We start from the raw sequence: 16964 nt of genomic DNA on the forward strand, positions 1-16964 counted from the left end.
TAATTGAAGTTTAAATTCAGCTGTAAAAGTTCTACGTTGGCGCGGCATTGTACCAAGCTCCTTTGGGTTAGTATGTTTAGTGTACTAGCCCTTATAAATTCTGTCCAACTTAGTGTAGCCGATTCACAGATATAATAATGTCACCTTTATATAATACGTATGGATGAGTTTCCATTAAAATAGATATTAGGTAATCTGGCATTTTGTGCCCTTCATATGCACAAATCAATGGGAACAAATGAGTATGAACAGCTTCGTCAACTATTTTTTCAAAGTCCTCTATTAAATGAAGTGGCTCTTCCATACTAGTCCACTCTACATGTGCCCATGACCACTACTTTTGTTTTTGTTACATTGATAATACTTGTACTTTTTGCTGCTATTACCTTGAACCATAACAGAGCCGCATTGAGTACATTTTAGTAGCCCGGATAAAGGATAGGTGCCGGGATGATTTTTTTTGTTGAATGCTCTTTTTTGATTGTACTTGCAAATGGATCTTTAAGTTCCAACACATCCAACGAAGGTGAAATCCGGAAGAATATGTTAGAAGCAGACTTAGTAGACGGAGAATAACACCTTGTTTAGAAAATGGGAAAACAGCTATAGTCGATTTTCTAAAAGATGATGAAGTTGGATTTGGGTCAACAGAATATATTATTTTACGTCCACTGCTTTTAAATTCCTATTACTTATATTTATTATCTCGAAACGATGAATTTAGAAATAATGCAATAAAGAATATGAATGGAACATCCGGTAGGCAAAGGGTCGATTCATCAGCGATTAAGCAATATAGGGTTGTATGTCCTACAGATAAAATTTTGGAGAGATTTTTGAAAATATGTAAACCTATGTTTGAACAGATAAAATATAACGATGAAGTCTCAAATGCGTTATCCATTACTAGAGACACCCTCCTTCCAAAACTTATGTCTGGCGAAATTCGAGTACCTATCGAAGAATAAGAAGCTGTTCCAAATGAAGTTTGGATTCCGAAAACCAAGCATTAAGAAGAGAATAACAACAAGAACGAGCATAAAAAGACAAATCATTCACCGTGCTGGATTGAAGATGCCAAGAGGGTACTGGTGGCTACGTAGTCCAAAGAAGTACGCATATAACAAGGTTTATAAGAGAACGATGTTTGACGTGTTTAAAATATTGAAGAAATTGTTCAAATGACGGGTTGTAGGGAGAGGGGGAACTACTTTGAGCTTGTTAGAGAATTTTACCGAAGAGAAACTGGAAGAAGCAGCGATAGAAGTACTACAAGAATTAAATTATCAGTATATTTTTGCCCCAGACTTCAGTAGCGATGGTCCTCATCCTGAGAGAAGGGATTATCGGGAAGTGATTTTAGCCCAGCGAGTGAAGGACGCGCTATTTAAGAATAACAGAGATCTACCGCAAGAAGCGTTGGATGAGGCTTTCAGACAGATTATCGCCTTTAATAGTCCAATGCTTGAAGAAAACAACCGTTATTTGCATCAATTACTGGTAGAGGGCATCGAGGTTTCCTTTCGAGAAGGGAACATAAATCGGACGAAAAAAGCCTTTCTCATTGACTTTGATCATCCGGAAAAAAATGATTTCCTAGCGGTTAACCAATTCACGATTGTTGAACATGAGGAGCGTAGGCCAGATATTCTCCTTTTTATCAATGGCCTTCCTCTTGTAGTCATTGAATTAAAATCTGCTACCGATGAAAATGTCGGGATTGATAATGCATATGAACAAATACAAACGTATAAACGCGACATCCCTTCCCTGTTTAACTATAATGCGTTCTGTATCTTGTCTGATGGAATAAATGCCAAAGCTGGAACAATTACAGCAAACCAAGAACGTTTTATGAACTGGCGAACAATTGATGGAATGACCATTGAATTACTAGACGTTCCCCAATATGAAGTTATGCTCAGAGGGATGCTAGGGAAAGAACGGATTCTTGATATCATTCAAAATTTTATCCTTTTCCAAGAGACGAAAGTAGAAGAAAAAGATGAAGAAGGAATTAAAATTGGCGATAAAAAGACCATTGCGAAAATACTAGCTGCCTATCATCAATATTTTGCTGTGAAGAAGGCTGTGGAAAAAGCAAAAGAAGCCACAAGCGAAAATGGAGATCGCAAAATCGGGGTCATCTGGCACACGCAAGGTTCGGGAAAGAGTTTCTCGATGGTGTTCTATACGGCCCAACTTGTTAAGGAGTTAAATAACCCAACAATTGTCGTTATTACGGACCGTAACGATTTGGATGACCAGCTTTTTCAAACCTTTTGGAAGTCTCGCGATGTTCTAAGGCAAACGCCGAAACAGGCACACATTCGAAAGTTAACAGAAGAACAAAAGAAGCAGCAAGCAAAAGACGGTTCAAAAGAAGTAAATGGTCTCTTTGATCTCCTGAATGAACGTGAATCTGGTGGCATTATTTTCACAACGATTCAAAAGTTTAAGCCAGAAGAAAGGGATATGCCTGTCTTAACAGATCGACGGAATGTAATCATTATTGCAGACGAGGCACATAGAAGCCAGTATGGATTAGAGGCAAAAACGGATAGCAAGACTGGTGAAGTAAAGTTCGGTTTTGCCAAATATTTAAGAGATGCTCTGCCAAATGCCTCGTTTATTGGCTTTACTGGTACACCGATTGAATTAGAAGATAAATCGACTCCGGCTGTTTTCGGTAATTATATTGATATTTACGATATGACAAGAGCGGTCGAAGACGAAGCAACAGTAAAAATTTATTATGAAAATCGAATTATAAAACTTGAAACTGATGAGGAAGAACTAAAGAAAATTGATGAAGAGTTTGAAGAGATCACAGAGGGCCAAGAAGATAATGATCGTGAGAAGTATAAATCGAAATGGTCTAGACTTGAAGCTGTAGTAGGTTCACCTAACCGGATCAAGCAGTTGGCATTGTTGAGCATTATGAAGAGAAGTCTAAAACGATTGATGGAAAAGCAATGATCGTATGTATGAGTCGTAGAATTTGCGTAGACTTATATGATGCGATTGTTGCTCTAAGGCCAGATTGGCATAGCAATGATGTCACCAAAAGTAAGATAAAAGTTGTTATGACTGGAAGTGCCGGAGATGAAGAAAAACTTCAGCCTCATATTGGCGGGAAACAGCGAAGAGACACTTTAGCGAAAAGGATGAAAGACAATAGCGATGAGCTTAAAATCGTTATCGTCCGGGATATGTGGCTCACTGGTTTTGATGTTCCTTCCATGCATACAATGTATATTGATAAGCCTATGCAGGGCCATAACCTCATGCAAGCTATAGCAAGGGTAAATCGTGTTTTTAAAGATAAATCTGGTGGTGTGGTAGTTGACTACTTAGGGATCTTGGAGAGCTTGAAAAAGGCGTTAAATCAATATACCGATAGTGATAAAAAGAGTACAGGGATTGATACCTCAGCAGCTATTGCAGTTATGCTCGAAAAACTAGAAATTCTCCGTGATATGATGCACAGCTATGATTATTCGGCATTTATGGGTACTTCACAAGCTGCGAGAATGCGTGCGATTGTTGGCGGGATGAATTTTATTTTGGGCAAGTCCGAAAAGGAACAGAAGGATTTTAAACAAATTGCAACCGAATTAGCCAAGGCACATTCCTTATGTGCAGCAACAGATGAAGGAAAAAACGTTGCAATCGAAGTGAGTTATTTCAAGGCTGTAAAAGCAAGTCTAGTGAAACTAGATGTTAAAAAGCCGCAAAAGAAATCCAAAAAGGAAGTAGAAGCGAGAGTAAACCAATTGCTTGAGCGCTCTATTATTTCAGAAGAAGTCATTGATGTGTTTGATGCAATGGGGATGCAGAGACCAGAAGTGTCTATTCTATCGGAAGAGTTTTTGCAGGAAGTAAAGGAAATCCAGTATAAAAACTTAGCAGTTGAGATGTTAAAGAAATTGCTAGAAGGCAATATCAAGACAATGGAAAAGCGGAATCTTGTGAAGTCTGAAAAGTTCTCCGAGAAGCTTCAAAAGGCATTGAACAAGTATAAAAATCAAGCCATTACCAATGCAGAAGTAATGGAAGAATTAATCCGAATGGCTCGCGAGATGAAGAAGGCCAAGGACGAAGAGCAGGACCTAGGCCTAAACGAAGATGAGATCGCATTTTATGATGCTCTTACATCTGATTATATTGTGAAACAATTAATGGATGACGAGACGTTAAAGAAAATTGCAAACGAGCTAACTGCTGCAATCAAACGTAACATATCTATTGACTGGCACATCCGATCAAGCGCACAAGCCGGTATGCGACGAATTATTAAACGGCTTTTGAAAAAGTATGACTATCCACCAAAGCAAGTAAAACATGCCTTGGAAGTAGTGATGAGACAAGCCGAGTTGATGTGTGATAATTTCAAGGTTGAAGATTTACAAGCTGTTAGAGCTGCGGAGAGTAGTGCAGAGTACGAAGTTTGATAAGTAACTATGATACAATACTAAAAGTAGAATAAACAAACATACGAACATTTGACCAAACCGAATGATTACTTCTTAGTTAAGACACCTTTGATATTTTATTAGAGGTGTCTTTTTTTATTGACTAAAAAGTAGTCATTGAAAAAGTAAAATCTTGAATTGAATCATACACATCCATTTCAGGTAAAGGAGAGTATTATGAACCCATATAATAGACGCTGATGTTTTGGAAGTTCTGAATCAACATTTTCTATATCCAACAATCATAAATAAATTACCTAGAAGTGGTCAAAGGCAAGTCTTCGAAGTGGAGTTCCCTTCTGGAAAAGAAAGTATACTTAAATTTGTTGATGTCTCACCATATCACACACATCAAAGACTTGAATGGAATGAGTTAGAACAAGAAAAGAAATACGAAATTGAAGCAAATTCAAAGCGAATTGTTAGGGAATTACAAGCATCAAAGAAATGCCCTATTTTACCACAGCTAGAAATTATAGGGAATACCAGACTTATATAAAGGGCCCCTATCATTTCATTTACTACTTTGAAACAAAGTTTGAAGGGCAAACTTTAAATAATAGTGAATTGTATCGTCAAGAACAGGGCTTTATGGCTGTTATTCAATTTTTACTTCAAATGGTGATTCAATAGATGCAGGACTAGTAAAATCAAATGAGGATGAGAGTTTAACTGCTACTCAGGCATTAATTGGGACTCCGCGCTTTATGGCACCTGAGCAAGAACTTTGTCAGTGTAATCAGTATGTTTTTCTAGATATGCAAAAGTTCGAACGGCATTCTTATGAAGATAGGCAATTACTTTTGCGTATTGATAGTTAGAAAGCAAGAGTGCCTGTTCATAACTCATAAGCAAAGAATCGTTTTGTATCACTTGGACTATATCTACATTTCCAAACCTAGCATTAAACTCTGAAAGTATCTTTTCATTTTCTTTTAACTCAAGTTGTTTGAATTCAATAAATCTTTCTTGTAAAGACAACTCACTTTGAAACATTTTTAGCACCTCTACATTATAATAACCCAAAAGTCAAAAAAATTTAATCTTTTGTTTAGATGGAATATAGGAGGAATAAATCAAGAAAATTATACACCTATATAATTTTATGTAATAAATATTCATGCCGTTTCCCCTTTAGAACAAGAGTAAAAAATAGAAATTTCCATATCCTCAGTTGGGTAGTAAATTAGGCATTTAGTTTAGAAAAAAATAATTCCCCTTTTTGTTCCCGTGTAAAATTGGTTTTATCAAATATCGCACTCTTATTTTATTTTGTTACATAAATTGTCTGTTATGCAATAAAACCTTTTAACGTAATGCACAAGGTAAAGAGAGTACACTAAAATGGAGAACTTTTTAAGATAAAATGCTCTGCTAAGACATATGTTAGGGGAAAATCCAGAATAATTGCTAACAGCGGGATGTACATAAGGTAAAGAGAGTACACCAAAATGGAGAACTTTTTAAGATGAAATGCGCTGATAAGAGAGATCTTAGAGGGAAACCTATTATAATTGCTATCAGTCGGATGTTCATAAGGTAAGAGAGTACACCGAAATGGAGAACTTTTTAGGAGAAAATATACAGAAGCCAGTTATTCATAAGACTAGAATAACTGGCTTTTATCGATTAGCTTCTTGGAGCGTCTACACTTATCTGGACAGAAAAATTAAGGTCACGTACACTTGATCTAAAACAGATGAGGAGAACCCACTTTGACAAAACGAGAACGTCGTACTTTCACGCCCGAGTTTAAAAAGCAAATGGTTCAGCTATACCAGAATGGAAAAACGAAACGAGCCATTATTGATGAATATGATCTGACTCCGTCATCTCTTGACCGGTGGATCAACCAGGATGAAACCTCCGGTTCTTTTAAAGAAAAAGACAATCGTTCTTCTGAACAACAGGAGCTTTTAGAACTCCGCAAGGAACTAAAACAGCTAAGAATGGAGAACGACATTTTAAAGCAAGCCGCGCTGATAATGGGACGAAAGTAAATGTCATTAAGCAAAATAAAGACAACTACTCGGTATCAGCAATGTGCAGCGTCCTACAAATCTCACGTAGTACGTATTATTATGAGGCCAAAGAACCTCAGTCAGAAGACGACGTAACAGGCACTGTCATACAAATTTTTAAACAAAACCGAAACACCTATGGCACGGAAGATTAAAGTCGAGCTTTACAAGCGTGGATTTACGGTTTCTAGAAGACGAATTGGCCGTATCATGGAGGAGCAAGGGCTAGTTTCCTCCTATACAGTAGCACAGTTCAAGCCACAGAAAACTCCCTGTAATGAGTCGACTCAGGCAAACGAATTGAAACGTAAGTTCAGCAGACAGAAGTAAAAAAAGTAGTCGTCAGTGATTTAACATACGTTAAAGTCAAAAATAAATGGCATTACGTATGTATCTTTGTCGATCTCTTTAATCGAGAAATCATTGGTTTCAGTACAGGACCCAACAAAGATGCGAGCCTTGTCGCACGAGCTTTTTCTTCTATTCAAGGTGATCTACGAGATATACAGCTGTTCCACACCGACCGTGGTAGTGAGTTTAAAAACCAGCTCATCGACCAAACGTTAGCGGCCTTCCAGATTGGCCGATCTTTAAGCATGAAAGGCTGTCCATATGATTACGCTGTAGCGGAAGTGTAGATTTAAAACAAAGTTTAACTGTTTATAAAAAAGTTTGACCGTTTTAAAAAAAGATTAACCGTTTATAAAAAAGTTGCACCGTTTTACCCCTTTGGATATGATTGTCTAAAGGGGTGTTTTTATGTCCAAAAGAAAAAGAACATCTACAGTGGAAAAATGGATCAAAGAAGGTCGTGGTACAGGAACAGGTACAGACTACCGGCCATGGCTAAAGATTCAAGATGTTTCCTCATTAGGTCGGTCAACGAGGTTAAAAGGCATTAAAACTAGTAGACAGCACGAATTTTTATCAGACTTAGAGCGAAACTACTTTTACTTGACTGAATTTTCTGATGTTATTACAGATATAAGAGAGCAGTTTCCTTTATTACCTCAAGAAGAAACGCTTTTGATAGCAGATGAACTTGGAATAAAGCATCCTAGAAATCCGAAAAACGGAGAGCCTATTGTAATGACAACGGATTTTTTATTGACAATTAATAAAGGGCAAGGGATTCATGAAGTCGCACGTACAATTAAAATGAAAGATGAGTTATTAAAAGAGAATGTACTTGAGAAGTTCGAAATTGAAAGAGAATATTGGAAGCGTAAAGGAATTGATTGGGGTATTGTAACAGAAGAAGAAATCAATAAAATAATTGCGAGAAACATTAGCTATATTCACGATTATTATGATATTTGTAGCTATGATGTGTTTCAAGAATTGAATGCGAAAAACATTGAAGACTTGGTTATGTCATTACTAAGTAGATTGCTAGATAGTTCGGCAAGCATAAGAACAATTACAAATGAATTCGATATAGATACACACCTGCCAATTGGTAGTGGTGTTACGCTTTTTTATCACTTACTTGCTAGAAAAATTATTGTCATTGATTTGCAAAAGCCATTGGATTTAGAGCAGTCGATTGAAATTAAGTATATTGATGAAAGCAACTTGAAGAAGGTGAAATATGGATGATTTATATTAATCAAGTACTTCAATATACAGTAGATTCTAAACGGATTCGTATCATTGAGATGGAAGAGTTTCATGTGTTTATTGTTGATATTGATGCAATTAGTTCCATGCCGAAAAAGGAATTATATTCGAATCTAATAGAGGAAATCCAGCAAGGTGAATTACTTCTGATTAGCGATCCATTTGCAAAAGTAATAATAGATAGTGAATTATCCGACCTTCGAATTCAGAAAAGAGATGAGGGTTGGTCGATTATTCAACATTATTGTTTAGAACACATGGAAGCATTGCTTCAAAAAGGTGGTCGTGAAAAGAAAATAAAAGAAATTGCAGATGAAAGTGGAACAAGTTCTACGAAAATAAAAAAGCTACTTAGCCGTTATTGGCAGCGAGGTATGACGAAAAATGCAATGCTCCCTGATTACTCGAATTCGGGAGGAAAAGGTAAAACAAAAACTTTAAATAAAGCTAAGGTAGGTCGCCCACGAAAGGTGAGCATCAGTAATGAATATCAAACAGGTATTAATATTACGGATGAAGTAAAAGTTCAATTTGAACACGCCATTAACAAGTATTACCGAGCTTCAAATAACTATTCGTTGAAAGATGTTTATAATTTCATTCTGCGTGACTTCTATTCTGATCGCTATAAGGAAAATGGTGAGATGAAGTACCGTATTTGGGATGCCACTCGAATTCCCTCATAACATCAATTTTACTATTGGTTTAAAAAACTTGAAGACCCAAAAAAAGATATTCAGTTCCGTAAAAGTACAAAAGAATATGAATTGAAATATCGCCCTATTTTAAGTGACTCTAAATCGGAAACAAATGGTCCAGGTACTAGATTTCAAGTTGATGCTACCATTGCGGATATTTACTTGGTTAGTTCGCTTGATGTAAATAAAGTAATTGGGCGACCAGTTATTTATGCAGTACTTGATGTGTATTCACGTATTATTACAGGTCTTTATGTTGGACTAGAAGGTCCATCATGGATTGGTGCAATGATGGCTTTAGATAATATGATCGCAGATAAAGTAGAATTTTGTAAGCAATATGGAATTGATATTACTCCTGAGCAATGGCCAACACATCATTTACCTGAAATTATTATTGCTGACCGAGGTGAGTTTGAAGGGTATTCGGTAGAGAATTTAATTAATAATCTTAATCTTAAAATTGAGAATACTACAGCTTATCGTGGGGATTTGAAAGGGATTGTTGAAAGGAAATTCCGTACGTTTAATGGGAAGGTAAAGCAAAAAGCTCCCGGAGCAATTCAAAAGGAATATCGAGAACGAGGAGATCAGGATTATCGCTTAAATGCTACTCTGAATTTAAAGGAATTTACATCTCTAATTATTACAATGGCGCTGTATCATAACCAAAAGGTCATTGATAAATATCCTGTTGAAAAAGAAATGGTAGCTGATGGACTAGTGCCAACGCCAATTAACTTATGGAATTGGGGCATTCAAAATCGTAAAGGAAGACTAAGAAAAGTTGATAGAAATGTACTTCGTTTGAACGTGCTTCCAAGAGGAAAAGCGACAGTTTCAAGAGCTGGAATCAAGTTTAAAAACCTTCTATATGGTTCTCGCCAAGCGATTGAAGAGCAATGGTATTTGAAGTTGAAAAATAGAAGTTTAGAAATCGTTTATGATCCGCGACATATTGAAAAAATCTATATTCCTCACGATAACGGAATGGATTTTGAAACATGTATTTTATTAGAACCTAGTCAGCAATATAAAGGTGACTTCTTAGAAGAAATTGTCTTCCAACAACAACTTCGGAATGAACTAGAAGAAATGGAACGAACAAATCAAATTCAGCTCACAGTAAATACTGATGCTGCATTGGAAGAAATTATTAAAAAAGCTGTGAAGAACAAAAAACAATCTTTTAATCAACCAACAAGTAAGAAAGCTAAAATAGCTGCTATTCGTGATAACAAGGATGTTGAAAAACAGTTAAACCGTGAAACTGAAAAGTTTGATTTATCACCTAATAAAGTTAGTGAAGCAGCTGAAGTAATCGACTTCGTTACAAAAGAGAAGATTGATGAAACACCACCTAAGAAATCAAGCTCACGTCTTATGGAAAAACTAAAGAAGAAGCGAGATGAGGAATTTGGGAAAGACAAATGACATGGTTGTCTTAAAAGGAGATTTTGAGAAAGGTGTCTATAAGGAGCAACTTTTAAGTGAATATACCAATAATCCCTTCATCGAAGCTCTTCCACCTATATTCAATGAGGATGATGTGCTAGAGCGATTTATGGTGACCCCACGAATTAGTGATCAAGATAAGTTAAGTGAAACGAATATTCGTTACCACGTCTTAAAACGTGTGAAAAATTTTATCCAGCCGTTACCGATTCATTTCGAGGTAGAACGTCGATTGTCTACATTGATTCGGCGAGGTTATTTAGCGCGTAACCCATTAGATAGAACATTTCTAGAACGTGTTCGTGTGTTGCATGAATTGCGTGAGGAAGAGGAAACGGCTCACAAATATATAGATGAACGACTAAATTATATTTGTTCAACTGCCGATAGCTTATCCATTATCGGTATTTCTGGAATTGGTAAAACAACAGCAATTGAACGTCTTTTGCTTATGTATCCACAGGTGATCAAGCATGAAGAATATAAGGGACAACCGTTTAATCGAACCCAAATTGTATGGCTCAAAATTGACTGTCCTTATGACGGAAGCTTATCTACCCTTTGTAAAAGCTTCTTTAAAGCGATTGATGATTTACTAGAAACACGATATCTTGAAAAATTCGGGTACCTAAACCGGGTGACATCGACAATGCTGTTGCATATGACATCACTGGCAAGCATGTATGGTATCGGTGTTCTAGTAATTGATGAAATCCAGCACTTATTACATTCTAAAAACGATCAGGAAGAAATGCTTAATTTTTTTGTAACGTTGTCCAATACAGTTGGTATTCCAACAGTCTTAATCGGTACTTCTAAAGCGCAAAAACTATTCAAAGGAAACTTCAGACAGGCAAGACGTGCTGCAAGTGAAGCAGTTATTTGGGATCGTATGGCGGAAGATAGTGAAGAATGGGAGTTCTTCCTAGAAACGCTTTGGGAATTACAGTGCTTAAAAACCCAATCCAAGCTTACAGAGGAAACGAAAAAGGCATTTTATTATGAATGCCAAGGGATAACTTCTGTTGCTGTAAACTTATTTATTCTAGCACAAGAAAGAGCATTGTTTGATGAGGATAATCCGAATGAAATTATTACACCAAAAGTATAAAAAAAGACTGCCAAAGACGATATGCAAATGATTCAACCGATGATGACAGCTATTCAGAAGAACAATTTGGCTGAAATGACGAAATATGAAGATATCATGATCAACCTTGATGAAATAATGCTGAATCATAAGCGAAATACAGAAGTTACAGGGCGTATTCAAGAAGCGTTTAGGGAACGCCAAAATACAATCCAGTATAAACGCCAAGACACTATAGAAACTTTAAGTGTCGAAGTGGCAGCCCTAGGTATTTTTGATAGTTTGAAAGATAACGACATTAAAAAACTCGTACAAAAAATAGTCGGTGAAAATCCACTTGATATTGATTTTCACCAGCTTAAATCAGATGTAATTCAGCAGGCGATTGCATTAAATCAACAAAAGAAGGAACAAAAAGATAAGCCAAAAGTGAAAAATGCAGAGGTTTTACCATTACTAACGCTAAGAAAGCGAGCATTGGACAAAAAGCAACATCCTCATGAATTATTGAAAGCAAATGGATACATTAAAAATCCTTTGAAGGAATTCTACTAGGAGGGAATCAAATGCTGCCATTCTTTACGGATCCATATCCAGATGAATTGATATATTCGGCGATTGCGCGATATCACTTTTACAGTGGAAATATTGATTACAAAGATACATTGGAAGAAGTGTTTCAAAGTCGTTCTGTAATACCGAGTGTAGAGATTGGTAGTCATTTTTCTATATTAGCTGAGCAATTAGGCTCCAACTATTCTGTTGAAAGCTTATTAGCTAAGCATACGATCTACCTTACTATGCTTCGTTTCTTTCCAAGCAACGCCAGAAAGAACTTCTACAAGATGTTCAAGTAGATGGAAAAGGACTTTATACAAGACTTGGCATAGTTGCAGGAAGCATTTGCAGAAAGAATGGACTCTTTTATTGCCCAGAGTGTGTGCAACTAATGATATTGAGCAACATGGAGAACCCTATTTTCATCGTGAGCACCAGCTACAAGGGATTGATTTCTGTGCACATCATGAACTGAAATTAATGAAGTATCCTATCGATTTTTCAAAGCAAAGTCGAATTGAGTTTATTCGATTTGATAAAAAGCTAATGAACTTATCAATGATTCAAGAAGTTGAACTAAAAGAGTTTATAGCCATTCAAATTGCTTTAGCAAAGATGGCTTATCAACTGCTGCAAGTTCCAATACATCAATTTTCAAGAGAATCTATTAATCTTAAATATCGTGTTCTTTTACGGGAGCGTAATTTAATAACAACGTCTAATCGAATTCGGCAAAAGGAGCTATACAAAGCATTTCAATCAAAGTTCCCAAAAGGCTTTTTAGATGAGTACGAATCAGCAATCAATGTAAATGATGAATACAATTGGTTGAAGGTCATTACACGCAATCTAAAACGTCATGTACATCCTTTCCGTCATTTGCTTATTCTTTATTTCTTAGAACAAGATTTGGAGTCCTTTTTACAAATTGAAGCTGATACAGGTCCTTTCGGTAGTGGCCCATGGCCCTGTTTAAATAAAGCAGCTAATCATTATAAGGAATTTGTGATTCATGAAGTAAATGTTACAAGGGATTTTAAATCAAATGCACCCATTGGCACGTTTGAATGCTCTTGTGGCTTTATTTACGCTAGAAAGGGTCCTGATAGATTATCTGAAGATAAATATCGTATTGGACGTACAAAAGCGTATGGAGATGTCTGGAAGGCTAAATTACATGAATTAGCAGTTGATGGAACCTACAGTATAAGAGCATTAGCTAGAATGCTTGGCGTGGATTCGAAAACAGTTAAAGGACATCTTGCCTCAGTTGAGAAAATAGAGAAATTACCTGATAAAGTTTTTCCACCGATGTTACATATGTATCGAAAGCAATTATTAAAAGGAATGCAGCAATATCCAAGTTACTCGAGAACACAAATTCGTCAATGTTTACCGAAAGAATATATTTACTTATATCGAAATGATAAAGAATGGCTGTTTGAACAGTTACCTATAATTCAGGCGAAGGAAAAGCCAAAATCAATTGTCAATTGGGACGTACGTGATCGAGAATATCTTTCTAAAATTAAACAGCTTTACAAAGAATTAATTGAACTGGAAAAGCCCGTACGTATCACGATTTCGATAATTGGGAACGTCTAGGAATCTTATCAAATTTGGAGAAACATCTTGATAAGCTGCCACAAACTGAAAAATATCTAAATAAAATTACGGAATCTATACAACAGTTTCAGATTCGACGATGCTGTAAAATTATTGATCGTATGTTGCTGGAGCAAGAACCAGTTGTATTATGGAAAGTACAGCGTATTGGCGCTGTTAAGTCACATCATTTTCACGAAATAAAACCGTATTTGGAAGAGTATTTACGAACAAAACAGGAAGTGAAAAGTTATGAGCAAACAACAGGTTAAACTAGCTTGGCCTTTTGCTAAAGGTGAAAAAGCACAACTAATATGGATTGGTGAGCCATTTCGATATGATCATAAAATGATAATCAAAGCTTATTTTCGCTCACAAGGTCGTACAGAAGGTATATTAATGGATTGGGGTACATTACCATGCTTAGCAATCCAACATTATTATACTGATGGCATCATAACGCCTAGTCAAGTTTCTGAAAGTGTACAAGAAATCGATATGACTATTTATCCTAATAAAGTTAAATTTCACGAACGCCCTTGGTCTATTCAAGGAAGCAGTGATCCTGCAACTTCCCGTAGTTTCGTGTTCTCTTTTGATGGAAAGAATGTGATTTTACCAGTCATTGAAGTATTGCGTAGCATTTTAGCTCCGAACGGCTTCCTTTTATATCGCTTGTTTGAATCGAATTCATTTCCTCAGTTTTTCACAGAAACATATGAACCTAATAAAATCCATCTTAGCTTTTCATCACAATATGAATTGAAATACACAAAGACAACGTTCATTTATCAATTGGTGTGGTTGCTAACGAATCGAGACCTACGACAAGCCTATGAAAATATAGCATTTACTTGGTTGCAGGAAAAGACTTTGAAGTTCGAATGGAACTTTACACAACCGATTACAATAACAGCTCGTGTAAAGGAGAAGAATAACACGTGTACAGTATTACAAATTGTTAATGTGAAAAATAAAGATATTCCGTACCAACATATTTCGATTTCGCATCCAGAAATACAAAATCAAGAGAAATCCAATGAGGCAAAGAAATACACTTATCGTTCTCTAAATAGACAGGGTGATGAAGAGGGCTTTACATTAGATGAACAATTAGATGGTTCTACAGAGGACTTTGATCTAGTACAAATGAATCAGTTGAAACATGAATATACATCGGTACCCAAAATCAAACGAATTAAAAGTAGTTCCTCAAAGCAGCGAACGAAAGAAGATGAAAATACTAAGAAATACTATGGCAGCAATGATTCAATTCGATCTACAGCAGACACTGGAGGTCAAAAACTAGCAAGAGGAATAGAACATCAAATGTTATCTGAAATTCAAGTACAAGGTGAATTGCAAGATTTCATTAATGTCCTTAGAATAATGGAGCAATATCCAGAAGTAAGTGCGATACGAGCATTTATAGATGTGTTACCAGAGGGAATTGGAGACCGCAGATTTACGAAATTGAGTGATAATATCACGAAACGACGTTATGTGATTGCAGAAGTATATATGATAAGTGGGAAGAAATTCAATATTATTGAAGTTGAGCGAGAAGATCGCTCTTTATCAATGCTAATTTTATCATCACTTGCAATAAATGATTGGAAATCGATTTATGATAGATTGTTAGTAAACCTTGTGAATGATAGTGGTACGTGGACAAGTAAGTCGCTGAAAAGTATTGAGGAGAGTAGGGTTACAGTGATGAAAGCTAAACACAGTTCTAAAGGGGTTAAGCATAAGGCTGAAATTCTATTAAATAAGTTAGAATAGCAGTGAAGATTTGAGTAAAGGAATAAATGAAATACCTCTTCCCTCAAAGAATAATCCAAATATTTCCCCGAATTAATTCACGCTATATACACTTACAATAACTAATTCGAGAGCTATCACCAATACTTCGTAATCAAAACGGTGCGACTTCTTTAACTTACATAAAACAATTACGCTAAGAGTGACTAAGTATATTATTTACTTTCTTTGTTGACAATAGTTAAGAGTGTTAACAGTATTAGAAATAGGAGGGCCCTGCATTTATGAAGGCTGTAACTTATCAAGGACCAAATCATGTACAGGTTAATCAAGTAGAGGATGCAAAATTAGAAAAAAAAGACGATATTATAGTTAAGATTACTTCTACTGCTATTTGCGGATCTGATTTGCATTTATATCAAGGTAACATGCCATTACCCCCAGGATATATTATTGGCCACGAACCAATGGGTATTGTGGAAGAAGTTGGACCTGAAGTCACAAAAGTAAAAAAGGGAGACCGTGTTGTCGTTCCCTTTAATGTTTCATGTGGACATTGCTTTTATTGCCAACATGAAATGGAAAGCCAATGTGATAACTCAAACCCTCATTATGATTCTGGCGGATACTTGGGTTATACTGAGAAGTTCGGTAACCATCCGGGTGGTCAGGCTGAATATTTAAAAGTCCCTTTTGGAAACTTCACTCCCTTTGTTATCCCGGAGTCATGCGAATTGGAGGATGAGTCACTGCTCTTTTTATCGGATGTTCTGCCAACAGCTTATTGGAGTGTAAAGAATGCAGGTGTAAAATCAGGCGATACAGTTATTGTTCTTGGATGCGGACCTGTTGGGTTGATGGTACAAAAATTTGCCTGGATGGAAGGTGCAAAGCGTGTAATAGCAGTTGATTACTTGGATTACCGGATCAATCATGCGAAAAAGATGAACAATGTTGAGGTATTTGAGTTCACAAAATACCCTGATATGGGCGAACATTTAAAAGAGATCACACATGGTGGGGCAGATGTCGTCATCGATTGTGTAGGTATGGACGGAAAGAAATCACCCCTAGAGTTTCTGGAACAAAAATTCAAACTGCAGGGCGGAACCCTTGGACCTATTCAAATTTCTACTAAAGCTGTCCGAAAGTATGGGACAGTGCAAATGACTGGTGTTTACGGGGGTAACTATAATCTATTTCCATTAGGTGCATTTTGGATTAGAAATATTAATCTTAAAATGGGACAGGCTCCAGTCATTCATTTTATGCCAGAATTGTTTAAAAAAATAACAAATAACGAATTTGACCCAAGAGATATTATCACACACAAGATGTCCCTTGAAGAAGCAAGTCATGGTTATCGAATTTTTAATAATCGTGAGGATGAATGTATAAAAGTCGTTTTAAAACCGTAATCCTCTTCTCTTTCCAAAAAGACTTCATACTTTGTATAGAAGTCTTTTTATTCGACCATTTAGCCAAGAAGGTCAAAAAGTAATTGATAGATACAATGAATAAACTCGCATACAGTAAAGACGAACCTGCTGATGTTAAAGCCGATGTTAAAATCCTCAATATAGCCGGAATAAAATTCCCCATCTAAAATAGAACCATAGTTTGTTGAGAGGAGCTATGGTTCGTGAAGACAAGAGGGGAATTTTTTATGATTAAAGAA

Annotated in this window: 13 protein-coding genes and 4 pseudogenes; 15 read left to right on the top strand and 2 right to left on the bottom strand. The window is 36.2% G+C overall.

The genetic code is table 11. The annotated features are described in order from the left end of the window. Nucleotides 1-315: 315 nt before the first annotated feature. Entirely contained in the window at nucleotides 316-396 is an 81-nt protein-coding gene (locus M3600_RS26745) for a hypothetical protein (RefSeq protein ID WP_251648247.1), read from the bottom strand. A gap of 54 nt (nucleotides 397-450) precedes the next feature. Here M3600_RS26745 and M3600_RS26750 point away from each other — a divergent pair, with 54 nt between their 5' ends. The 4 genes and pseudogenes from M3600_RS26750 (at nucleotide 451) to M3600_RS26765 (ending at nucleotide 4974) form a co-directional block, all read left to right on the top strand. Beyond that, on the top strand, nucleotides 451-576 hold the full coding sequence (locus tag M3600_RS26750; protein WP_285854865.1) for a hypothetical protein: 126 nt from the start codon (nucleotides 451-453) through the stop codon (nucleotides 574-576). 405 nt (nucleotides 577-981) lie between these two features. Next, nucleotides 982-1185 (top strand): hypothetical protein, encoded by a 204-nt coding sequence (locus M3600_RS26755; protein ID WP_251648235.1) that lies wholly within the window; start codon nucleotides 982-984, stop codon nucleotides 1183-1185. A 27-nt stretch (nucleotides 1186-1212) separates the two neighbouring features. Beyond that, nucleotides 1213-4454, top strand: a pseudogene (locus tag M3600_RS26760) (type I restriction endonuclease subunit R). A gap of 226 nt (nucleotides 4455-4680) precedes the next feature. Further along, complete coding sequence (locus M3600_RS26765) at nucleotides 4681-4974, top strand: hypothetical protein (protein WP_251648237.1); 294 nt, start codon at nucleotides 4681-4683, stop codon at nucleotides 4972-4974. A gap of 206 nt (nucleotides 4975-5180) precedes the next feature. On the opposite strand, the gene M3600_RS26770 is transcribed toward M3600_RS26765, so the two are convergent. Beyond that, nucleotides 5181-5471, bottom strand: a complete 291-nt coding sequence (locus tag M3600_RS26770) for a hypothetical protein (RefSeq protein WP_251648239.1) — start codon at nucleotides 5469-5471, stop codon at nucleotides 5181-5183. 767 nt (nucleotides 5472-6238) lie between these two features. Between M3600_RS26770 and M3600_RS26775 the strand changes: the two are divergent. The 11 genes and pseudogenes from M3600_RS26775 to M3600_RS26820 all read left to right on the top strand — a co-directional run. Continuing rightward, nucleotides 6239-7128, top strand: a pseudogene (locus M3600_RS26775) (IS3 family transposase); the annotation flags it as partial. A gap of 127 nt (nucleotides 7129-7255) precedes the next feature. Continuing rightward, nucleotides 7256-7398, top strand: a pseudogene (locus M3600_RS26780) (hypothetical protein). Between the two features lie 52 nt (nucleotides 7399-7450). After that, nucleotides 7451-8095 carry a TnsA endonuclease N-terminal domain-containing protein gene (locus M3600_RS26785; RefSeq protein WP_227494627.1) on the top strand — a complete coding sequence of 215 codons (645 nt, stop codon included), beginning with the start codon at nucleotides 7451-7453 and terminating at the stop codon, nucleotides 8093-8095. Next, nucleotides 8092-10248 (top strand): annotated as a pseudogene (locus M3600_RS26790) (Mu transposase C-terminal domain-containing protein). The gene M3600_RS26785 and the pseudogene M3600_RS26790 overlap by 4 nt, the downstream one beginning before the upstream one ends. Continuing rightward, nucleotides 10223-11380, top strand: coding sequence for an ATP-binding protein (locus M3600_RS26795; protein WP_483870130.1), 1158 nt, complete (start codon nucleotides 10223-10225; stop codon nucleotides 11378-11380). Before M3600_RS26790 ends, M3600_RS26795 begins: the two are co-directional and overlap by 26 nt. Nucleotides 11381-11407: 27 nt before the next feature. Next, the gene (locus tag M3600_RS29530) at nucleotides 11408-11914 is read left to right on the top strand and encodes a hypothetical protein (RefSeq protein ID WP_483870131.1); all 507 of its coding nucleotides are present in this window, start codon (nucleotides 11408-11410) and stop codon (nucleotides 11912-11914) included. Nucleotides 11915-11925: 11 nt separating this feature from the next. Continuing rightward, nucleotides 11926-12216 carry a TniQ family protein gene (locus M3600_RS26800; RefSeq protein WP_251648241.1) on the top strand — a complete coding sequence of 97 codons (291 nt, stop codon included), beginning with the start codon at nucleotides 11926-11928 and terminating at the stop codon, nucleotides 12214-12216. A 46-nt stretch (nucleotides 12217-12262) separates the two neighbouring features. Then, nucleotides 12263-13522 (top strand): TnsD family Tn7-like transposition protein, encoded by a 1260-nt coding sequence (locus M3600_RS26805; protein ID WP_251648243.1) that lies wholly within the window; start codon nucleotides 12263-12265, stop codon nucleotides 13520-13522. A gap of 14 nt (nucleotides 13523-13536) precedes the next feature. Next, a complete protein-coding gene (locus tag M3600_RS26810; protein WP_066192391.1) occupies nucleotides 13537-13794 on the top strand; it encodes a hypothetical protein in 258 nt (85 codons plus the stop codon). Further along, nucleotides 13775-15307, top strand: coding sequence for a Tn7-like element transposition protein TnsE (locus M3600_RS26815; RefSeq protein WP_251648245.1), 1533 nt, complete (start codon nucleotides 13775-13777; stop codon nucleotides 15305-15307). The genes M3600_RS26810 and M3600_RS26815 overlap by 20 nt, the downstream gene beginning before the upstream one ends. 263 nt (nucleotides 15308-15570) lie before the next feature. After that, nucleotides 15571-16704: a zinc-dependent alcohol dehydrogenase gene (locus M3600_RS26820; protein WP_066192394.1), complete on the top strand. Its 1134-nt coding sequence runs from the start codon at nucleotides 15571-15573 to the stop codon at nucleotides 16702-16704. Nucleotides 16705-16964: the final 260 nt, after the last annotated feature.

This window comes from Niallia sp. MER 6 (genome assembly GCF_023714395.1).
Taxonomy (GTDB): domain Bacteria; phylum Bacillota; class Bacilli; order Bacillales; family Cytobacillaceae; genus Niallia.